Annotated in this window: 18 protein-coding genes; 14 read left to right on the forward strand and 4 right to left on the reverse strand. The window is 52.2% G+C overall.

The features are described from left to right. The first annotated feature begins 612 nt into the window (after nt 1-612). From ilvB to AC0YOB_RS02610, 3 genes are all read left to right on the forward strand, one after another. Nucleotides 613-2,328: a biosynthetic-type acetolactate synthase large subunit gene (ilvB, locus tag AC0YOB_RS02600; protein ID WP_475792289.1), complete on the forward strand. Its 1,716-nt coding sequence runs from the start codon at nt 613-615 to the stop codon at nt 2,326-2,328. Beyond that, nucleotides 2,325-2,855, forward strand: coding sequence for an acetolactate synthase small subunit (ilvN, locus tag AC0YOB_RS02605; RefSeq protein ID WP_475791418.1), 531 nt, complete (start codon nt 2,325-2,327; stop codon nt 2,853-2,855). Before ilvB ends, ilvN begins: the two co-directional genes overlap by 4 nt. Nucleotides 2,856-3,042: 187 nt before the next feature. After that, complete coding sequence (locus tag AC0YOB_RS02610) at nt 3,043-4,275, forward strand: MFS transporter (RefSeq protein ID WP_475791419.1); 1,233 nt, start codon at nt 3,043-3,045, stop codon at nt 4,273-4,275. A gap of 39 nt (nt 4,276-4,314) precedes the next feature. Here the strand turns inward: AC0YOB_RS02610 and AC0YOB_RS02615 are convergent, their stop codons facing one another. Further along, the gene (locus AC0YOB_RS02615) at nt 4,315-5,196 is read right to left on the reverse strand and encodes a LysR family transcriptional regulator (protein ID WP_475791420.1); all 882 of its coding nucleotides are present in this window, start codon (nt 5,194-5,196) and stop codon (nt 4,315-4,317) included. 166 nt (nt 5,197-5,362) lie between these two features. Here AC0YOB_RS02615 and AC0YOB_RS02620 point away from each other — a divergent pair, with 166 nt between their 5' ends. The 11 genes from AC0YOB_RS02620 (at nt 5,363) to AC0YOB_RS02670 (ending at nt 16,780) form a co-directional block, all read left to right on the forward strand. After that, nucleotides 5,363-6,166 carry an SDR family oxidoreductase gene (locus tag AC0YOB_RS02620; RefSeq protein WP_475792290.1) on the forward strand — a complete coding sequence of 268 codons (804 nt, stop codon included), beginning with the start codon at nt 5,363-5,365 and terminating at the stop codon, nt 6,164-6,166. A 46-nt stretch (nt 6,167-6,212) separates the two neighbouring features. Further along, nucleotides 6,213-6,536, forward strand: a complete 324-nt coding sequence (locus tag AC0YOB_RS02625) for a nuclear transport factor 2 family protein (protein ID WP_475791421.1) — start codon at nt 6,213-6,215, stop codon at nt 6,534-6,536. Nucleotides 6,537-6,735: 199 nt separating this feature from the next. Then, entirely contained in the window at nt 6,736-8,373 is a 1,638-nt protein-coding gene (locus AC0YOB_RS02630) for a spore germination protein (protein WP_475791422.1), read from the forward strand. Then, on the forward strand, nt 8,366-9,460 hold the full coding sequence (locus tag AC0YOB_RS02635) for a GerAB/ArcD/ProY family transporter (protein WP_475791423.1): 1,095 nt from the start codon (nt 8,366-8,368) through the stop codon (nt 9,458-9,460). Before AC0YOB_RS02630 ends, AC0YOB_RS02635 begins: the two co-directional genes overlap by 8 nt. Further along, nucleotides 9,457-10,695 carry a Ger(x)C family spore germination protein gene (locus tag AC0YOB_RS02640; RefSeq protein ID WP_475791424.1) on the forward strand — a complete coding sequence of 413 codons (1,239 nt, stop codon included), beginning with the start codon at nt 9,457-9,459 and terminating at the stop codon, nt 10,693-10,695. Before AC0YOB_RS02635 ends, AC0YOB_RS02640 begins: the two co-directional genes overlap by 4 nt. Before the next feature lie 10 nt (nt 10,696-10,705). Continuing rightward, on the forward strand, nt 10,706-10,906 hold the full coding sequence (locus tag AC0YOB_RS02645; protein ID WP_475791425.1) for a CLC_0170 family protein: 201 nt from the start codon (nt 10,706-10,708) through the stop codon (nt 10,904-10,906). 113 nt (nt 10,907-11,019) lie between these two features. Next, a complete protein-coding gene (locus AC0YOB_RS02650; RefSeq protein WP_475791426.1) occupies nt 11,020-12,015 on the forward strand; it encodes an acrylyl-CoA reductase family protein in 996 nt (331 codons plus the stop codon). Between the two features lie 257 nt (nt 12,016-12,272). Continuing rightward, the gene (locus AC0YOB_RS02655) at nt 12,273-13,703 is read left to right on the forward strand and encodes an ABC transporter substrate-binding protein (protein WP_475791427.1); all 1,431 of its coding nucleotides are present in this window, start codon (nt 12,273-12,275) and stop codon (nt 13,701-13,703) included. Nucleotides 13,704-13,814: 111 nt separating this feature from the next. Continuing rightward, nucleotides 13,815-14,696, forward strand: coding sequence for a carbohydrate ABC transporter permease (locus AC0YOB_RS02660; RefSeq protein ID WP_475791428.1), 882 nt, complete (start codon nt 13,815-13,817; stop codon nt 14,694-14,696). A gap of 14 nt (nt 14,697-14,710) precedes the next feature. After that, nucleotides 14,711-15,589, forward strand: coding sequence for a carbohydrate ABC transporter permease (locus AC0YOB_RS02665; RefSeq protein ID WP_475791429.1), 879 nt, complete (start codon nt 14,711-14,713; stop codon nt 15,587-15,589). A gap of 45 nt (nt 15,590-15,634) precedes the next feature. Continuing rightward, nucleotides 15,635-16,780: an efflux RND transporter periplasmic adaptor subunit gene (locus AC0YOB_RS02670; RefSeq protein ID WP_475791430.1), complete on the forward strand. Its 1,146-nt coding sequence runs from the start codon at nt 15,635-15,637 to the stop codon at nt 16,778-16,780. 19 nt (nt 16,781-16,799) lie between these two features. Here the strand turns inward: AC0YOB_RS02670 and AC0YOB_RS02675 are convergent, their stop codons facing one another. The 3 genes from AC0YOB_RS02675 to AC0YOB_RS02685 are packed head-to-tail and all read right to left on the reverse strand — an operon-like array spanning nt 16,800 to nt 20,138. Then, nucleotides 16,800-17,975: a TolB-like translocation protein gene (locus tag AC0YOB_RS02675; protein WP_475791431.1), complete on the reverse strand. Its 1,176-nt coding sequence runs from the start codon at nt 17,973-17,975 to the stop codon at nt 16,800-16,802. After that, nucleotides 17,968-19,443 carry a sensor histidine kinase gene (locus AC0YOB_RS02680; RefSeq protein WP_475791432.1) on the reverse strand — a complete coding sequence of 492 codons (1,476 nt, stop codon included), beginning with the start codon at nt 19,441-19,443 and terminating at the stop codon, nt 17,968-17,970. The genes AC0YOB_RS02675 and AC0YOB_RS02680 overlap by 8 nt, the downstream gene beginning before the upstream one ends. Continuing rightward, on the reverse strand, nt 19,440-20,138 hold the full coding sequence (locus tag AC0YOB_RS02685; RefSeq protein ID WP_475791433.1) for a response regulator transcription factor: 699 nt from the start codon (nt 20,136-20,138) through the stop codon (nt 19,440-19,442). The genes AC0YOB_RS02680 and AC0YOB_RS02685 overlap by 4 nt, the downstream gene beginning before the upstream one ends. Between the last annotated feature and the right edge of the window lie 305 nt (nt 20,139-20,443).

The raw sequence follows: 20,443 nt of genomic DNA on the forward strand, positions 1-20,443 counted from the left end.
TAATCCTTGGTATGATGTCCTCTCAGAGCTTTTGACCGAAAACCGGAGCCCTGTTGGTTCAGGCGTGTAGACTCGAACGGAATGGCACACGATATCGTGCCGCAGGCAAGGTTTCCTTGCCTCATGAGGCTGAAGAATCGCAAGATCTTCGGCAAATCAGGGTGGTACCGCGAAAATCAACCCCTTTCGTCCCTTTAACCCGGCAGCAGGTCTGCCCGGTGGGATGAGAGGGGTTTTTATATATTCAGGCAGGCGATGAAGAGAAAAAAGTACGAAGGCGCTTATGTCCAGAGAGCAGAGGGAAAGCTGAGACCTTTGCCATAATCCTTGGTATGATGTCCTCTTGGAGCCTTTGACCGAAAACCGAAGGTCCCGCACTATAGGACCGGTGTATAGGCTCGAACGGAATGGCACACGTTACCGTGCTGCAGGCAAGCACTCCTTGCCTCATGAGGCTGAAGAATCGCAAGATCTTCGGCAAATCAGGGTGGTACCGCGAAAATCAACCCCTTTCGTCCCTTCAAACCGGCAGCAGATCTGCCTGGCTTGGGATGAGAGGGGTTTTTATATTCGGAGGAGGAGATCACTATGGGAAAATCGTTAGCGGCGACAATGTCCGCGAGTTACACGGAGCAGCAAACAGAGAACCCGATAACCGGATCGGAGGCTCTCTTGCGCGGCCTGCTGAGCGAAGGTGTCGAATGCGTATTCGGCTATCCGGGTGGCAATGTCCTTTATATCTATGACGCGATGGTCGGCAATCCGGACTTTAAGCATCTGCTTACCCGCCATGAGCAGGGGGCGATCCATGCTGCGGACGGTTATGCCCGGTCAACCGGGAAGATAGGGGTGTGCATCGCTACATCGGGTCCGGGAGCGACAAATCTGGTGACAGGAATCGCCACCGCCTATATGGATTCGGTTCCTCTCGTTATCCTTACAGGCAATGTTCCCACAACCGTGATGGGTACGGATGCTTTCCAGGAAGCGGATATCGTAAGCATCACAATGCCGATTACCAAGCACAGTTACCTGGTGCGGGACGCCAACGACCTGCCGCGCATCATCCAGGAAGCCTTTTATCTGGCGGGCACCGGAAGAAAGGGACCGGTGCTGATCGATATTCCGAAGGACGTGTCCAATCAGAAAATAACCGCACAGCCGGTTGAGCGCATCAATCTGCGCGGCTACCATCCGGAACCAGCCCTGAATCCGGCTGAAATCCATTCGATTATTCAGGCTATTGCCGAATCCGAGAAGCCGGTCATTATCGCGGGCGGCGGGGTTATTTATTCCGATGCATCCAGGGAACTGCTCCAATTTGCGGAGAAAACGCGGATTCCGGTAGCCACCACGCTGCTTGGACTGGGCGGATTTCCAAGCTCCCACGAGCTGTGCATGGGCATGCCGGGCATGCATGGCACCTATACGGCGAATATGGCAATCCAGCAGGCCGACCTGATTATTTCTATCGGTTCACGGTTCGACGACCGGATCACGATGAAGATAGACGGCTTCGCTCCGCAGGCCAAAAAAATCGCCCATATCGATATCGATCCCGCCGAAATCGGCAAGAACGTGCACACGGAGCTAACATGTGTAGGCGATATTAAAGCTGTATTGGCTTATGCCATACCGGAAGCCAAGCCCGCCCGGTCAGACAGCTGGATCAGGGAAATCCTGCATAACAAAGCGGCTTATCCGCTGCGCTACGACGATTCCGGATCGGAATTGAAGCCGCAATATGTCATTGAAATGATCAGCGGCACAACAGGCGGCGAAGCCATCATTACGACGGATGTCGGGCAGCACCAGATGTGGACCGCACAGTTCTATAAATTCAAGCAGCCACGTTCACTGCTCACTTCAGGGGGGCTCGGCACCATGGGATTCGGTTTTCCGTCTGCAATGGGAGCGCAGATCGGCAATCCGGACAGACTGGTCATTTCCATTAACGGCGACGGCGGAATGCAGATGTGCGCGCAGGAGATGGCCGTTTGCGCAATCCACCAGATCCCTGTGAAAATCGTGGTTATCAACAACCAGGTACTCGGGATGGTCAAGCAGTGGCAGGAACTGATTCACGAACAGCGCTTCAGCCACATCGAGCTTGCGGGAAGTCCGGACTTTGTCAAGCTGGCAGAAGCCTATGGAATCAAGGGGCTGAGGGCAGAGACCAAGGCTGATGCCGCCCGCGTCTGGCAGGAGGCGCTGGATACGCCCGGTCCGGTACTAGTCGAATTTGTGGTTCCGAAGGAAGAGAAGGTTTATCCCATGGTTTTCAGCGGAACGGCGTTAGATCAAATGGTAATGGGGGAATTTCAATGAATGAACAGCACACAATTTCCATACTGGTTCATGACCAGCCGGGTGTACTGCAGCGCGTTTGCGGATTGTACGGCCGGCGAGGCTTCAACATCGACAGCATCACCGTCGGGAGCAGCGAAGAGAGCGGCTTATCGCGGATGATTATCAGGACAACAGGTGATGAAAGGACGGTCGAGCAGGTGGAAAAACAGCTGAACAAGCTGATTGACGTGATTCGCGTCGTTCCTCTGAGTGCAAGTCCTATGGTTGCCAGGGAGCTTGCCTTGATCCAGATCAACGCGGAACCGACGCTGCGTCCGGAGATTATGGCTGTTGTCTCGGCTTTCCGGGCATCAGTCGTGGATATTGGACATCACAGCATGATCATTCAGGCTGTAGGCGAAACCGACAAAATCAATGCAATCCTGAAGCTCCTTGAGCCCTATGGAATTATGGAAATGTCGCGTACCGGCACGACCGCCATGACGCGCGAAATCCCGGTTGAGACGCAGCTAAGCCGGAGCAGCCAAGCGGCAGACGCAGTCTGATGTCCGCAATCTATCGGAGGAATAAATCCTATCCCCTGCAGGGGTAGGATTTATTTTTTTGCCGGGCTGCAAGAGTATAAAATGTTCGCTATCCCCGCACCTGCAAGGTGGTATAATAGCCGTATTGGCTGCTTTATGGCCGCCGCTGATTATTGATTATGATAGACGAAAGGTAAGTTGACCACCAATGGGCATGGGTTTCAAGTCATACATCAACAACCTCAGACTTCAATTAGGACCCCGTGCATGGCATAATTTCTGTTACGATGCCGGCGCTTCCGTTCTGTTCAGCTTCTTTAATGTAGTATTTAACCAATTTTATGTGCCTATGGCGATTCAGGAAGGCGCAAGCAATATTCAGGTCGGGCTTCTGTCAGCCTCGCCAGCGATCGGTCTGCTGTTCTCGCCGATATGGGCTGGATGGATTGAACGGTCCAATCCCAAGCCATTTATGGTCATTCCCAATTTAATCGGAAGAGCACTGATCGTACTGCCTGCTTTTTTTGGGGTTCCGGCCGTGTACGTGGCGGTAGCGCTGCTGTTTCAGCTGATGATGGGCATACAGTCCCCCGCTTACGCTTCACTGATTGTCCGGATGTATCCTCCCCGGCATCGCGGAAAGCTGATGGGCAATGTCCGGGTAGCGATGGGGGTTCTCATGATTCCGCTTGCTTTCGTGGTCGGGAGCTGGACAGATGCGTCCGGGCCGCGCGGGCCTTTGTTATTTGCAGCCGCAGCCGGAGTGGTCTCCATTCTGGTATTCACCCGCGTCAGGGTCAAGAAAACGGCACCTGTCAAGGCGTTGTCCGTCAAACGCTCCTCGCTCAGGGGTCAGCTGCAGCTGATCAGGCATAACCGCGAGCTTGCCATGTTCTTCCTGTCCTGCACCTTCACAGGGTTTGGCAATATACTGGCCATGCCGCTCTATCAGATCATTCAAGTCAAGCAGCTTGATCTGACCAATACGGAAATCGGACTTGCCCGCGTAACCTATTTCAGCTGCCTGCTCATTGCTTACTTCGTGGTCGGCGTCGTTATTGACCGGTTATCGGCGAAGCATACGGTGGCGTTCGGGTTTGCCGCTTTTTCAATGGTGCCGCTGTTATATGGCCTGTTCGGGAATTATCCGGCCGTTCTTGTCGGCAGCGGAATTCAAGGTGTGGGGGATGCAATCTGGGATATCGGCTTTCTGGCCTATGTCTTCCGGCTGGCACCGGGCAGGGAAGCCGTTGTGTTCGGCCTTCACCTGATGCTGTTTGGCATACGGGGCACCATCGGTCCTCTTCTGAGCACCTATCTGTCCGATTCTCTGCCTGTGGCCGACCTGCTCTATGGCGCCTCGGTATTTGGCTGGATGGGATTTCTCTCTTTTGCCATCTATGCCTGGAAAACGAAAAAACAGCCCGCGACTGCCCTGTAGCCGCGGGCTGTTGGTTTTATCCCGCCACACAAGCGCGGATCAAGCTTGAAAAGAAGAACTTTCTATATAGTCGATAAAACGTTTGGACGCGGGGGATTGATAACGGTCTTTCCTCCAGTATAAGCCAACCTCCCAAATCCACCCCTCCTCCTCGATAGGCAGCCATGCCATGCCCTTTACCGCAAGCCCTTCAGACCGCGGCAGAACGGATACTCCAAGACCTGCGGCGACAAACCCGGCGACGGTGGTCAAATCTTCCGCATCATAGGTCGCAGTCAGAGTGAATCCCATATGCTGAAACCGGGTTAATAAGGAGCTTTTAAGTCCACAGTTTTTATCGAGCCCGACGAAAGGCTCACCGGTCAGTTCAGTCAGACTGAGTGAAGCGCGGTCAGCGAACCGGTGGGAGTTGGAAACAACCGCATAGAGCGGGAGACTCTTAATGAGCCGCCATTCATAATTATCAGTGGCTGGACGCTCGGACGTGATCATCAAATCGGAATAACCGTTGTCCAGCTGATTGTATATTAATTCGTAGTTGCCCTGCGTCAACTCAAACCGAACCTGCGGATGTTTAAGCTGGTAGTCCCGGACAAGCTTGGGCAGCAGATCTGCTCCGAGAATGTTCAAGTAAGCAATCCCGATCACACCTGTCTCCGGGTTGGACCATTCGTCGATTTCCTGCTTCCCCTTTGTTATTTCCTGTATCGCCCGCTCCACCCGTTTGGCGAACATGCTCCCGTACCGGTTGACCTGAACATTCCGGCCTTTCCGCTCAAACAAGGGAACGCCCAATTCCGTTTCGAGCTTGGAGATGGCATGGCTGAGCGCAGGCTGAGTAATGGACAATGCTTCTGATGCCTTGGTCATATGCTGAAGTCTGGCCACGGTCAGAAAATAGTCCAGCTGGGTGAGTTCCACCTTGTCACCTCATTCATTATTATTATTCATGCGTTTTATTATTATTATAAATTAGACGCGTTTGATATTCAAAGCTAAGATATAAACAACCGCACAAATACCCTATCTTAACGGAGGATATAAGTGCGGCAAACACCTATTAATCCGAAAAGGAGACTCTATCATGATGACAGCATCAACAGAATATACCGTGGAAAATCACGAATTCAAGGGCAAACGCATATTGGTCACAGGCGGCACCAAAGGCATGGGCGAAGCGATTGTGAACCGCCTTTCACGGGCTGGAGGGACGGTTCTCACCACTGCCCGGTCCATCTCGGGCGATCCGCGATTGAAGGATAGGTTCATTCAGGCTGATCTCAGTACGGCGGAAGGCGTGGAGAAAGTGGTTGCGGAGGTCATGAACCGCCTTGGAGGCGTGGATATTCTGGTCAACAATATCGGCGGTTCGTCGGCGCCTGCAGGAGGTGCGCTTGCCCTGAGCGACGAGGAATGGCAGCGGGCTATCAACAATAATCTCTTCGCAGCTGTCCGTCTGGACAGAGGGCTGCTCCCCTCCATGCTGGAGCAGGGGTACGGCGCTATTGTTCATATTACGTCCATCCAGCGCCGCCTGCCGCTCTATAATGCGACTCTGGCTTATGCTGCGGCCAAGGCAGCCTTGACCACATACAGTAAAGGCTTGTCCAACCAGGTAGCGCCCCATGGGATACGGGTCAATACCGTCGCTCCCGGATTTATTGAGACGACTTCCGCTGAGAGGCTGATCGAACGGATTGCCGAGGAAGCAGGTACTGACATTGCCGGCGCCAGGCAAACGCTGATGGACTCGCTTGGAGGCATTCCGCTGGGGCGCCCGGGCAGACCCGAGGAAGTGGCCGAACTGGTCGCTTTTCTGGTTTCCGACCGAGCCGCGTCCATTGTCGGCAGCGAGCATGTCATAGACGGCGGAACGATTCCCGCGGTCTAACCGTTCAGAATGCTCTGACTCTATAATGAAAAGGAGACGAGGTATTATGCAGCCGAAGCCTATCGACGCATTCATCCAGGCAACCCATGATGAAAATATCAACGCTTTGCTTGACTGCTTCACGGAAAGCGCGGTTATTGCCGACGAGGGGCGAGAATTCCGCGGGCCTGAGCAAATCAAAGGATGGAGCGATACCCATTATATCGGTGCGCGGGTTCGACTTGATATCCTTGACGTCAGGCAAACCGGCCATGAAGTCGTATTAAATTGCAAGGTCGACGGGAATTTCCCTGGCGGACCTTTTCCGTTTAACTTTTATTTTACTTTGGATCGCAATAAAATCGCTTCATTAGCTATAAAGGAAAATTAAGGAACCCTCAAACCTCTCATCAGCCTGCACCTTTCATTCCATAAGGAATGAGAGGTGTTTTTTTGCTGGGCCCGGGCCATTTGGGGATAGGCAGTGTCCGGCCATACAGATTTTGCACATAACCGTCATCATGTTGGACAAAATAACAAAGCAGGAAGAAATATAAGTTAATTTCTGATTACTGGAAGGAGGCAGGAGCTTGCGAAATTGGAAGCAGCACTACCGATCTTATAAGAAAAAGTTAAACAATGATTCATCTTCCGGGGCTCCTGACCGCATCAAGGAAAAATATAAGGATCAGGAACCCGCAAAGCAGCTGGAGAAAAAGCTGGAAATGTTTCGGGAAGTTTTCGGCGAGAGCGACGATTTGGTCATCCGTGAATTCAGAATTTCCGGTCAGTTCGATGCAGCTATCGTTTTTTTCTCAACGATGGTAGATACCGCTCTCATCAACGATGACATTATGAAACCGTTGATGAATCCGGCAACAGACCAGCAAAACATCGATTTGCAGGGCCGTGATCTGATCAAGTTCGTGTGGAAAAATTATGTGTATGTCGCAGAGTGCTCCATGGAAGACACGATAGGCATCATGCTGGAAGGGGTCAATCTGGGAAATACGCTGCTTTGCATCGACGGGTGCAGTGACGCGCTTCTGCTGGAGAGCAGGATGGTTGAGAAGAGAGCCATCGAGCAGCCGCAAACGGAGATGATGATCAGAGGGGCGCGGGAAGGCTATATTGAAGTACTGGATACAAACCTGAATCTGCTCAGAGGACGGCTGCTGACCGTCGATATGCGGGTCAAGCTTGCCGCTACGGGTAACAGGGCTAAATCCCAGGTCGCTGTCTGTTATCTGGAAGGCGTAGCAGATCCCAAATTGGTCGAAGAAGCCATGAGCCGGTTGTCGAAGATCAGCACGGATGCTATTCTGGATGCCGGATATATCGAGCAGTTTATCGAGGATTATCCGCTGTCGCCGTTTCCGCAAATTCAAAATACGGAACGGCCCGATAAAACGGCCGCGGCTCTGCTGGAAGGGCGTGTAGCCATACTCGTGGACGGATCTCCTTTTGCGCTTATCGTTCCATCCATATTCAGCCAATTTTATCAGACTTTAGATGATTATACAGAGCGTTTTCTAATGGGCACCCTGGTCAGGATGATCCGGCTTTTAGCCCTTATATTTTCGCTCGTTTTTCCGTCTCTCTATGTCGCCGTTATTTCTTATAATCCGGAGCTGCTGCCTACCGACTTTGCCGTCGCTGTCGCCGGCGGACGGGCAGGAGTGCCTTTTCCCGCGGTCATTGAGGTGCTGGTGATCGAGCTTTCCATGGAAGTGCTGCGGGAAGCCACCATACGTCTTCCCCAGTTGATCGGCGGCGCATTGTCCATCGTGGGCGTGCTGGTTGTGGGGCAAGCAGCCGTATCTGCGGGATTTTCAAGTCCAATTACGATTGTTATAGTGGCGCTGACGACGATAGGGTCATTTGCCACACCTGCCTACAATGCCGCGATTGCCCTGCGCATGCTGAGATTTCCTATACTCATTCTGGCCGGAACGTTCGGATTGTACGGTGTCATGGCAGGGCTGATCTTAATCATGAACCATCTTCTGTTCCTGGAATCGTTCGGCGTGCCTTATATGTATCCGATCGTTCCCGGGAATTGGCAGGCAATGAAGGATACGCTCATCAGGGGTCCTTTGTGGTGGATGAACAAACGTCCGAGCTACCTTCAACCAGGTGATCGGGACCGGCTGCCAAGCGATCATGCCAAGGTAGCTGGCAGCCATGCCCTTCATTATATCGACAAGGAGGAGTCTAAGCATGAATAACGCCTACCCGGTCACGGTGATTCGTGCCTGCACCGTCATTATAAGCACCATTCTCGGAGTAGGCGTATTAACTTTTCCAAACTTTGCAGCCAAAGCCGTGGATAGCGGTGCTCCCCTGTTAACGCTGGAAGCAATAGGAGTGGCAATGTTCAGTCTGGTTATCCTCGCACTGCTTGTCCGGAAGTTTCCCCGGGAAAATATTATTCAGTTCAGCGAACGCCTGATTGGCAAATGGCCGGCACGGTTTTTCAATTTGCTGCTTATTATTTTTTTTGTTATCTGTTCCGGTCTGTCTGCGAGGGACTTTGGAGAAGTGGTCATTGCCGTTCTGCTGCCCAAAACGCCGATCGAATTGTCCATCATCATCATGTTGATTGTGGTGGTCGCTTCTTCAAGGCGGAGCGTCGTGAAATTCTCGTTTATCCATTCCTTTTATTTGCCGTTCATCATTATTGTTGCTTTGGTGATATTCCTGACATCGCTGAGAGATTACGATATGGTCAATCTGCTGCCGGTGATTGGCAATCATCCATCTGGCGTTCTGTACGCTGCCTTGTCGATCGCTTCCTTGTTTCAGTCCGCATTCGTATTGACCCTGCTTGTTCCCTATATGATCAGACCCCGGAAAATCCTTGCATCTACGATATGGGGAGTGATTATATCCGGAATCGTGTATCTGATGATCATTATTACCACAATCGCTCTATTCGGTTCTGAGGAGACTAAGCTTCTGGCATATCCGTCATTGGATGCTGCAAGATCTGCCGTTATTCCCGGCGGGGCATTCGAGAGATTGGATGATATATTTATTATCGGCTGGGTTGTTTCCGTGTACACCACGATATACTCCAATTACTATTTCTCTGTCATCGCAGCCAAAGATTTGTTCCGGATCCGCGATCACCGGTTGTTTGTTTCTTATCTAATCCCTATTGTGTTTGTGATCGCTATGATTCCGCATGATACGAGACAATTTTTTATTTATGGAAATCTGGTATTTGTATACGGCATGATATTAACCACAGGATATCCCTTGCTGCTTCTGGTGCTTTCATTAATCCGCGGAGTAAAGGAGAGCAGCCAATGAGTAAAGCGGTTAAAGGCTGGCTGGTCCTGTGCCTTGTGCTGCCTGCCCTGTCCGTGCTTTTATCCGGATGCTGGGACAGGATCGAGATCGAGAACCGGGCCTTGATTCTCGCCATGGCCATCGATGAGGCTTCCCCGGAGGACATGAAGGATGAGATGGTAACCCACTCCAAAGTTCCCCCGTCGCTCAAAGACAAAATGATCCGCATAACGGCGCAGATTGCTGTGCCCGGCAGGGTGCCGCTCGGACCAGGAGGAGACTCCGGCGGAGGAGAAGGTTCATACAGTCTTCCTGTTTGGGTAGTCAAAGTGTTCGGTTATACCATTGACGATGCGCTGAATAGTCTGCAGCAGCAGATTGCCGATCCCCGAACCTTGATTCATCTTCGCGTCGTCGTGATAAGCGAGGCCATTGCCAGGAGAGGCCTCCGGGATTTAAACGATTATTTCCGGCGGGAAACGCAGGTGCGCCGCACGACCTGGCTGCTCGTATCTGACGTGGAGGCAGCCCGTCTGATGGATGTAGCGCCGCCTCTGGAGCGGGTCCCGGCCTTATATTTGCTGGCCATGATCGAGAAATCGCATCAAATGGGCAAGTTCCCGACTGATTATATTGGAAAATTTTGGAGCGCCGAATCGAAGTTGGGGCAGGATGGCTATCTTCCCTATGTGTCCATCCGGCAAAAGGAAAATATTTTGCTCAAAGGCATGGCTTATTTTAATGAGGACAAGATGGTCGGTTACACAACACCGATCCAGATTGGTGTCTATATGGGCATCATGGGAATAAATCCGGGAGGCTACTCTGCGCTGTTTGATGTGCCTGGTGTCGGCGTCGTTATGGTGAACACATTGAAACGCTCTTCCCGGGTTAAAGTGAAAATTATCGACGGCATACCTCATGCGGAAATCGATATACAGCTTGAAGCAACCATGAAGGAGAAAATCGGAGAAGCGGGTTCCTTCGACAGCCAGGCAAAGCTTCATGAGGTGGAACGGGTTTTTGAGCAGGAGGTTAAAAAAAGCGCCATACAGCTGATTAAGGAGACCCAGTTGAAAAAATCGGATGTGTTTGGTTTCGGCGAGAAGATCCGCGCCCATGAACGCTCCTTCTGGAACCGGAATATCAAAAGCGAGAAGGACTGGGAGAACCTGTATGCCAAGCTTTCGGCTGATGTCCATGTCCACGTCGATCTAAGGAGATTTGGATTAGTTGCACAAAATAAATCAGAATAGGGGCTGCGACATGCTGAACATCCATCATGCTGCCTATTTCGTCAGTTTATTTTTGATTTCGGGAATATTCATGCTTGGTGTGGACCGGAAGATTTATCAATCGGACGGCATGGCGAGAGAACAGCTGATATCCCGCGTAATGGGGTGGTCCAATCTGATCGTCGCTGCCTTGGTGTTTCTTGGTTATCTGATTTATTATTTAACCCGCTAAAATCTTGCACAACAGCATGTGAAAGATGTCATTTATCGACTATACTGGTCCTGTGGTCCATAACGGATGATTGCGATTGTACGGTCGCATGATCAAGCAAGGAGGGCTTTAGGATGTCGGAACGGTTTCAGGCACTGCTTGTGGAGAATGAGGCAGCCTTCACAGTCGCGGTAAAGCAGGTATCAATGGAGGATTTGCCTCCAGGGGATGTTCTGATCAGGGTATCTTATTCCAGTGTGAATTATAAAGACGGCCTTGCCGGTACCCCGGATGGAAAAGTCGTAAAATCGTATCCTTTTATTCCCGGCATTGATTTGGCAGGGCATGTTGTGTCCTCTGCGGATGGGAGGTTTCATGAGGGACAACCTGTGCTGGCAACCGGTTACGGGATCGGCGTTTCCCATTATGGCGGATTCAGCCAATACGCGCGTATCCCGGCAGAATGGGCCATTCCGCTGCCGGAGGGCCTTTCTTTGCGGGAGGCCATGATCTTTGGGACCGCCGGCTTCACAGCGGCGCTATCCATTCAACGGCTGGAGGAGAATGGCATGTCCCCGGAGAAGGGCAAGGTGCTGGTAACCGGCGCGACCGGCGGAGTCGGCGGCTCGGCTATTGCCATGCTGAGCGCTTTGGGCTATCAGGTTGCCGCAAGCTCCGGCAAGGCTGCCGAGACGGATTATTTGAAATCCATTGGCGCAAGCGAGGTTATTCACAGGGATGCGGTATACAGCGGAGGCAGCATCAAGCCGATGGACAAGCAGCTGTGGCAGGCTGCCGTAGACCCGGTGGGGGGGAGCTCACTGGCCGCTGTTTTGAGCCATATTGCTTACGGCGGTTCGGTCGCCGCTAGCGGACTGACGGGAGGGACGGCTGTTCCGACCACTGTGCTCCCTTTTATTCTGCGGGGCGTGAATTTGCTTGGAATAGATTCGGTATTGTGCCCCGCGGACATTCGTGAGAAGCTCTGGGAGCGGATGGGGACGGATTTGAAGCCCGCCGTGCTCGAGCAGCTCGTGGACCGGGAAATAACGCTGAACGAGCTGCCTCAAGCGCTGACGGATATTCTGAAATCGCAAACAAGGGGAAGGGTGCTCGTTCGGATATCCTGATGCCTGGCTGTTCCTAAACTCATTTACAAACGAAATCCCGTCATGAATCCGGAAGAATGCCGCTTTGCTCGTGAAGCGCCAGTCTTTCGGATTTTTTATTGCCCGGAGAGAATCCAGCTCGACCATCGTTTATTTCCGAGCATTTGAGTTTGGATACAATTTGTACATAAATCGGAGAAGTTATTTTAACATCTATGTTTTACATTTAGCAGGTCGCAAGAGAAAGCCTTGATCTGGACAAGGAGGAGAAGGGCGTTATGAACCTAAAAGGATTATGGATCGTAAGCTGCCTTGTTCTATTCATTCCTGCTGCCTGCAGCAGCGGAAATTCCGGTATAGAGGGGCCAACTCCGCCTCAGGGAACGGGGATGCTGACGGTTGTAAGCGAACAGACGAAGCGGGAAGCGGACGAACCTCCAATGGCGGAGCAGAGTGGAAAGGCGAAGCTTGTGCTCTCAACCTACAGCCGGAATGAGCAGATCCAAACAGCCGTGAAGAAATATGAAGCGCTCCATCCCTGTATCGAGATCGATCTGCAGGTCGCACAAGCCGATGTCAATGATCCCGATAAGCAGCTGGCAGATCAAGAGAAATTCGTTGCCGCTGCGAACACGGCCATGCTTGCCGGCAAAGGACCTGACCTGATTGAAATGGATCTGCTGCCCACGGATAAATATGTGAAACGGAACCTGCTGGTGAATCTGAGCGACTTGATGCAGCAGGATCCAACGTTCAAGAAGGACGACTATTTCACTAATATCCTGGATAACTCGCTGACTAATGGAGGTCTTTACGCCATGCCCTTATCTTTCTTTCTCATCGGATTGGTCGGTGATAAGGGCGCGCTGGTGAAGGCCGGCGAGCAGGTGAACGACCAGAACTGGTCATGGAGCGAATTTGCCGGAATGGCGAAGCAATTAACCATAAAAGGCGGGTATGAGCATGCATTCGGCAGTTCCCCGGATTATATGCTGACCGAGATGGTTTCCGAGAACTACGGCCTGTTCGTGGATGAAGCGAATGGCCGGGCGAGCTTCGATTCGGCATCATTTACCGGATTAATGAAGCAGGTCAAGGCCATGTTCGACGAAGGCGTGGTCTATGATGCGCTTGCCGCCGGCCGTACACATATTAAAAAAACATACTTCGAAGAAGCTCAGATTCAGTCACCGGTGGATTATCTGTACGTATTGGAGGCTTATGCCTCACAGGCGAAGTTTTATACCAAGCCGCATGCGCAGGAAATGGGAGATGGAGGCTATTTTAGAGCCCGTCAGACCTTCGGTATCAGCGCAAGCTCGCCCGTCAAGAAGGCAGCCTGGGATTTCATCCATTTCCTCTTGTCCGAGGAAGCCGATTCGAATCCCGGCAATACCTCGGTTAGCAGCGGTTTTCCCATCAACAAAAGCGCATACGACAAACAAATCGAGCAGCTCCGGGACGAGGGAGTTCAAGCCTACAAGAATGGCCCGGCGGATAGTGCTGCGCTTAAACCCGACAGTACGATGCTGAAACGGCTTGATCAGCTGGATGCCAATGTGACGGGGGCGGTGCACGCTCTCGGGAAACCATCCAGAATTGACGAGATTGTCACAGAAGAATGCCAAGCCTTCTTCAGCGGTCAGAAGTCGGCGGAGGATGTCGCCAAGCTGATTCAGAACAAGGTTGTGCTGTATCTGAATGAATAAGCTGCAGGCGGCCAAATCAACGATAAGAAGGAGGCGACATTATGAAGAAAGCGTGCATCAAGAAGTTCATCTCGGCTGCCAGTGCGGCTGCGATGTCGGATGGGGAGCCCGATGAATAGGCTCCGGCTTCCCCGTTTGCTGCGCAGGGACGGGATGGCCGCGCTTCTGTTTCTGGCTCCCAGTCTGGCCGGGTTTGCCGTATTCTTCGTGATCCCGTTTGCCATTGGCATCTATTATTCATTCACAGACCAGACGATCGGCGGTTCTTTTGTCGGCTTCGACAACTACAAAGAGCTGCTTGCCAGCGGCTCGTTCCGCAAAGCGGCGGGCAATACGCTTCTATTCACGGGCGTAAGCGTTCCGCTTCTTCTCGCGCTGTCCCTGATTCTGGCTGTGCTGCTCAATCAGCGCGTCTGGCTGCGCAACTGGCTGCAGACCGCCTTTATTCTGCCGCTGGTTGTGCCGGTTGCTTCCGTCGTTATGATCTGGCAGATCCTGTTCGACTGGAACGGAAGCCTGAATGCCTGGATGAACGGTCTTCACTGGGGACGGATCGATTGGCTGAAATCGGACGGGTCCATGGTGGTGCTGGTGATTATGTATATCTGGAAAAATATCGGCTACGATATGATCTTGTTTCTGGCCGGGCTGCAGTCGATCCCGCAGGATTACTACGAGACCGCCCGCATTGAAGGGGCAGGCAAGGTGAGGCAGCTGTTTCATATTACGCTCGTTTATTTGACGCCGACCCTGTTCTTCGTATTATTAATCTCGATTATCAATTCCTTCAAGGTGTTCCGGGAGACCTACCTGCTCGCAGGCGATTATCCCTACGACCGCATCTATATGCTGCAGCATTATATGAACAATATGTTTTTTACACTGGATATCCAGCGCCTGACCGCAGCCGCCGCGCTCATGGTGGGATGCATCGTCCTGCTGGTGACGGTGCTGCTCTCGATAGAGCGCCGATTCCGGGAATTTATGGAGTAGATGAGGGAGGGCCTATGATAAAACCACAGTGGCTGCCCCGTTTGGCGCTGACTCTTCTGCTTGGGATCATAGCCGTGGCAACGGTGGCGCCGATCCTTCTTACCTTTACAAATTCGCTCATGACCGAACAGGAGATCGGCCGGAATTATGATTTAATCGGCAAGATGATGGACGCGGCGGCGGGAGGGAAGGACCTCTTCGTGAATTTGAAGATCCTTCCGGATTGGCTTTCATTCGAGCAGTACTCGCAGGTGCTGATCCAGAATCCGAAATTTATGAAAATGTTCTGGAATTCGGCAGGCATGGTCGTGCCGATTATCGCCGGACAGACGATCATCGCATCTTTGGCCGCCTATGCCTTTGCCAAGCTGCGCTTCAAGGGAAGGGACAAGCTGTTTCTGGTCTATCTGATGACAATGCTCATGCCGTTTCAGGTCACGCTGGTTCCGAATTATATGGTGGTGGAGAAGCTGGGATTATTGAATACAACAGCTGCGATAATACTGCCGGGAATATTCAGCGCATTCGGGGTATTCATGCTGCGCCAGTTTATGACGCATATTCCCTATTCTTACATGGAGGCGGCCAAAATGGACGGAGCCGGGCATCTGACCATCTTCATCCGGATTATTCTTCCGCTTGTTCAGCCGGGACTTGCCGCATTGACGGTTCTCCTGTTTGTCGATTACTGGAATATGGTCGAGCAGCCGATCATATTTCTGCAGGATTTGGATAAACAGCCGCTTTCGCTGTATCTGGCGCAGATTAACCAGAATGCGCGGGGTGTGGGATTCGCCGCATCCGTGCTGTATATGACGCCGATGGTTCTGCTGTTTATGTATGCCGAATCCTATTTTATTCAAGGTGTGCAGCTGTCTGGAATTAAAGGATAAAAGATTGGATCACGATTTTCGTGCAGAATCTTAGGAGTGATGGAAGTGGACAATCAGACTGACGAACAAAAGCTTGCGGCCCGCAAACGCAGGATCCGGTTGATCGCCATACTGTTTTTCGGCATGCTCATCGCCGTTACCCTGTACAGCAACACGCTGATGAACCTGACGCTGCCCAAGGTGATAACCGGACAGGCTGCGGCGGGAAATCTGGCCCATACGTATCAGGGCAATGCAACCGTCCGGCCTGTACAGGAGGCGGATCTGCAGAACCCGGCGGGCTGGAAGGTAAGCAAGGTGCTGGTGAAGGAAGGCGATGCGGTTCATAAAGGCCAGGCGCTCGTCAACTATGACAGCAGCGATGCCCAGAGCCAGCTTGAGGATGCGCAGGCCGCCATGGAGAAGCTGAAGCTATCCGTCAGCATGCTGCAGTTTAACTATATTCAGGCTGCTCAAAGTGAAGATCAGGCGGCCAAGCTGAATGCTCAAAACGCCTTGGAGAGCGCCCAAATCGATATCGCTACACAGGAGCAGCATCTGGAAGCGCTGCAGAAGACCATAGGGGAAAATCAGCAGCTGCTCGCGCCATTCGACGGGATCGTAACTCATGTCAACGCCATGGAAGGCCTGTCCGGGTCTCCTGCAGGACCGGATATCCGACTCTCCAACACCGGTCTTGGCTTCCAATTCGAACTGCAGGTGCCCGCCGGTATTGCATACGGGCTCAAGCTTGGAGATAAGCTTGAGGCGAAGCTCTCTGAAGATGACAACCGGGCCATCCAGGGCAGCATCGCTGAAATTAAAGACACCGTCGTGCCGGATAATGGCGGCCAGAACGCTTCCGGAGAAACGCAGACGCCCGCTGCGGCAAACCAGCTCGTGATCAAGGTTCAGGACAAGTCTCTTCATGGAGGCGAGCGGATTCAGGTTGATATTTCACAATCCAGCCAGGATGATGATTCGCAGCTCGTTCCAAGCCAGGCCATCCGGGAGGACAGCTTGGGAGCGTATGTCTATGTGGTTGAAGAACGGCAGGGGCCGCTCGGGAACGCCTTTTACGCAGCGCGCAGGTCCGTTAAGGTCACCGATTCCAATGAGTTTCAAACCGCTGTGAGCGGGTTGTTCGACCAGGAGCAAATCATTATTGAGAGCAGCGAGCCGATTCAGGAAGGCAGCAGGGTGAGATTGTAGGAAGCCGGCAGGCGAGGGATCAGGAAGCGAATTGAAACTTGTAAACCTCCGTCCCTTCAAGGCCTTCTGCGGTACAGATCAACGCTTTGCCATCGCTGCTCCACTGCAGCAGCCCGACATAGCCGGGATCGCCATACACGGTAATTTCGGAGGTCAGCCGATTGTCGTCCAGTTTTCCGGCCAATAGCTTCGGACGCTCATCCCCTGTGCGGGTGAGATAGGAAACGGCATCCATCTGCGGACTTGCCGCCAGATTGCTGAACACGCCTTCCTTCAGCAGAACGGGAGCGTCAGAGCCGGAAGCGAGATAGAGTCCCTCGACACCGTCGATACGGCCGGATATGAACAGTCTGCCGTCCCGGAGCGTTGTAAAATCATAAATTTCCATCTCAACCGTATCAGATGCCGAATCATCGTCCAGGTTAATGGTATGAATGGCCGAGAGACCCGATGTGATCATCAGCTGTGTGGAGAGATAATGGCCACTGGGGGACAGCATTGGCTTTATTGTTTTGGCTGCCATCTTCTTTTGGTATTCAATCGATTTGACAATCGATTGGGCATATTTTGCATAAATAGAGTCGTTTATCATGGCAATTGTTTTATACTTTTTTGGTCCTGTTTTTAAATCATACATTCTGATTTCTGATTTATATCCGTATCCAGATAAATCAATATACCGGTTATCGTTCAGCAAAGTCGCCCAATACGAGTATCCATTCCAGATGTCGATGGTCTTGTCGTTCACAAGATCATACCAGACGGTAATGATGTCTTTGCCGCCCTGGACAGTGCTGTAAATAAGTCTGGTCCGATCAGGGGACAAGCTGCTGGATAGAATCGGCTGATTATGGACGATATCGCGGATCTGGTTGTTGTCGATGCTATAGACGGCAAGTGCGGTCGGGTCAACATTCGTTTCTCCGCTTCCGGAAGCGTGGAACAATATCTGATCCCCGTCCAGCAGCTTGGCCTCCTTCATGGGGCTGTCTACATGGCGTTTGATGATGGTATCGATACGCAGGCCTCCGCCGGCGGCTTCCTGAAACAGCGAAGGGTCCAGCACGACCGTCTTGTCGCCGTCAATCGTCCGTAGGGCAAGCTCCCCGACACCGAGAAAAGCTGCAATGATGACGGCCATCAGAACGGCCAGCGCCATCATTCGGAAGAAAGGTGCGCGGCTGCGTTCACTCATGATCATGACCTCCCAATTCAATCGTGACTGTCGAACCTTGATGAAGCTGACTGTCGATGGTTACATGCCCGTTATGACGTTCCGCGATCGTCTTGACGATCGCAAGGCCAAGGCCGGCGCTTCCGCGTTCTTCTTTTTTGGTGCCCGCAACACGATAGAACGGATCGAACAGACGATGAAGATGCTCTTCGGCAATGCCTGGCCCCTGATCCTCGACCTGTATGCGGATCCGGTTATCCGCCGCATGTTCGGCGGCAACATGAATGGTCGTGTTGACGCCTCCATATTTGACCGCGTTATCCACCACATTAATGAGCATTTCCCGCAATTTGACCTCATCGCCGATAAGGTGAAGATCCGGCTCATCGGCGCAATCAATTCGGATCCCGTATTTTCTGGCTTTGACCCTCATGTCCTCGCAGACGTCCCTAACCAGATTGGACAAGTCGACCTCCTCCAGCCGGTAATCAAAACCTTCCGCAGCGGCAGTCGAAAATTCAATGATCTGCACGACCTTGTCGTTCAGCCTCTGGCTTTCGTCCAGAATATATTTCATGCCCTTGTTAAAGAAAACGGGATCCGTAAATCCGTTCTCCATCATGATTTGCGCATAGCCGCGGATCGTCGTAAGAGGCGTCTTCAGTTCATGGGTTACATTATCGAAAAAGGTTTTGCTCATCGCCTGGGTTTCCTGCAGCGTATCCCGTTCCCGCTCAATAATGGCGATTTGCGCTTTGATCTGCTTGACCATGATCATAAATGAACGGGATAAATCGCCAATCTCATCGCGGCTGAGGGCTGGGGGTGCAGTCTCATAGATCCCTTCGGAAACACGCTCTAGACTGCGCGCAAGCTTGCCCAATGGCTTCGTGATCCGGGCTGCGAGCACGGCGGCGGTCAGGAAGACAAGCAGGAAAATTCCGACGGCAAACCATCTTACGGTCGACAGGAAGCGGCTTGTAAAATCATACAAGCCCGAGTAATCCTTTACCATATGGATAACGCCGATCAATTTACCGCCGGACTCTACGGGACTTGACAGACGGACAGTGGTTTCCGTGCCGGATTGCCGCAGGGAATAGGCGATTTTGCCATGCAGGGACTCGGCGAAGTCGTTGGTTGCAGGCATCAAGTCCGCGTTCAGATCGGATAAACCCTTGCCTGCGGGATCGTACACCGATATCGGGCTGCCGACGGCAGCGCTCAGCTCCTTGACAAGACCATCCGCTTCGAAGCGGATAGAGTCCTGATCCATTGCGATATTTCGGGTCAGAAAATACTGTTTGACATAAAGCTCGATCGTCTTGTTGGCCTGAATCATGTCCTGATTGATGATGCCCGAGACATTCTGCTCCGTGATTCTCACAGATACAAGGAGCAGGGCGGACAAGCCGGCGAATATAACGACGGTGAAAGACAACAGGAGCTTATGCCGGATGGGAAACCGGATTCCGCCGGTGCTGCTCATGGCATCCGGTACCCTACGCCGAACACGGTTTCGATTACAGAATTCCCGTCGCCGTCGTCAAGCTTCTTGCGCAGCCGCTGGACATGAATGTCGACGGTACGGGTATCGCCGGCAAAATCGAATCCCCAAACCTGATCCAGCAGCTGCGGACGCGTGAATACGATGCCGCGGTTATCGGCGAGAAACAGCAGCAGATCAAATTCTTTGTTCTTCAGATCGGTCTCCTCGTCGTTCTTCCACGCTTTCCGCTGCCTTCTGGCGATTTCAATTTGTCCGCCGATGGCGAGGCGTTCCGCTGCATTGCTCTGGGATTGCTTGATAACAAGCCCGATTCTGCGAAAGATTGCTTTGATCCGCACAATGACTTCGCGCACGTCAAAGGGCTTCGTAATGTAATCGTCGGCTCCGAGCTCCATTCCCAGGATCTTGTCCACCATATCGGATTTCGCGGTCAGCATGATGATGGGGATATTCCAATCCTCCTTCGCTGCGATCTTGCATAATTCGAATCCGCTCCCGTCGGGAAGCATCAGATCAAGCAGGATCAGATCCGGCCGGCCGGACCGGCCCAGCGATTCCGCTTCATTCCCGGTGCTTGCGCGCATGACGGAGAATCCTTCTCTCTCCAGGGCATAGACAAGCAGCTCCGCGATGGCCTCCTCATCCTCTACGACAAGAATCTTTTGCTTAAGCATTTATGCTGCACTCCTTCATTTCGGCGCCTCGCGGGGGGACCCTTCGGGGTGCCGAAGTAAATGATCGGGTTGTCTGTCATCTATTATTGTAGCAAAAGAACAGAGGCCATAGCTTCTTTGACAGAGTTTACCGGCTGATTTTACATTTTGGATACATGTAAGCGGAAGCCGGATACATGTTCAACAGTTGGAGAAAGGTTAAGGCAGTATGCCATTGCCTCCTCCATTTTTTACAATTAAACTAAAAATAGACAGTTCCCAGGGAATAAAATATGTGTTATCATTTAATGAGAACAAATGTTCCG

The organism is Paenibacillus sp. JT31N17 (assembly GCF_056269255.1).

Excerpts from the sequence above, each read along its gene's own strand:
- ilvB (WP_475792289.1), top strand. The coding sequence starts at position 613 with ATGTCCGCGAGTTACACGGAGCAGCAAACAGAGAACCCGATAACCGGA.
- ilvN (WP_475791418.1), top strand. The coding sequence starts at position 2,325 with ATGAATGAACAGCACACAATTTCCATACTGGTTCATGACCAGCCGGGT.
- AC0YOB_RS02610 (WP_475791419.1), top strand. The coding sequence starts at position 3,043 with ATGGGCATGGGTTTCAAGTCATACATCAACAACCTCAGACTTCAATTA.
- AC0YOB_RS02620 (WP_475792290.1), top strand. The coding sequence starts at position 5,363 with ATGACAGCATCAACAGAATATACCGTGGAAAATCACGAATTCAAGGGC.
- AC0YOB_RS02625 (WP_475791421.1), top strand. The coding sequence starts at position 6,213 with ATGCAGCCGAAGCCTATCGACGCATTCATCCAGGCAACCCATGATGAA.
- AC0YOB_RS02635 (WP_475791423.1), top strand. The coding sequence starts at position 8,366 with ATGAATAACGCCTACCCGGTCACGGTGATTCGTGCCTGCACCGTCATT.
- AC0YOB_RS02640 (WP_475791424.1), top strand. The coding sequence starts at position 9,457 with ATGAGTAAAGCGGTTAAAGGCTGGCTGGTCCTGTGCCTTGTGCTGCCT.
- AC0YOB_RS02645 (WP_475791425.1), top strand. The coding sequence starts at position 10,706 with ATGCTGAACATCCATCATGCTGCCTATTTCGTCAGTTTATTTTTGATT.
- AC0YOB_RS02650 (WP_475791426.1), top strand. The coding sequence starts at position 11,020 with ATGTCGGAACGGTTTCAGGCACTGCTTGTGGAGAATGAGGCAGCCTTC.
- AC0YOB_RS02655 (WP_475791427.1), top strand. The coding sequence starts at position 12,273 with ATGAACCTAAAAGGATTATGGATCGTAAGCTGCCTTGTTCTATTCATT.
- AC0YOB_RS02660 (WP_475791428.1), top strand. The coding sequence starts at position 13,815 with ATGAATAGGCTCCGGCTTCCCCGTTTGCTGCGCAGGGACGGGATGGCC.
- AC0YOB_RS02665 (WP_475791429.1), top strand. The coding sequence starts at position 14,711 with ATGATAAAACCACAGTGGCTGCCCCGTTTGGCGCTGACTCTTCTGCTT.
- AC0YOB_RS02675 (WP_475791431.1), bottom strand. The coding sequence starts at position 17,975 with ATGAGTGAACGCAGCCGCGCACCTTTCTTCCGAATGATGGCGCTGGCC.
- AC0YOB_RS02680 (WP_475791432.1), bottom strand. The coding sequence starts at position 19,443 with ATGAGCAGCACCGGCGGAATCCGGTTTCCCATCCGGCATAAGCTCCTG.
- AC0YOB_RS02685 (WP_475791433.1), bottom strand. The coding sequence starts at position 20,138 with ATGCTTAAGCAAAAGATTCTTGTCGTAGAGGATGAGGAGGCCATCGCG.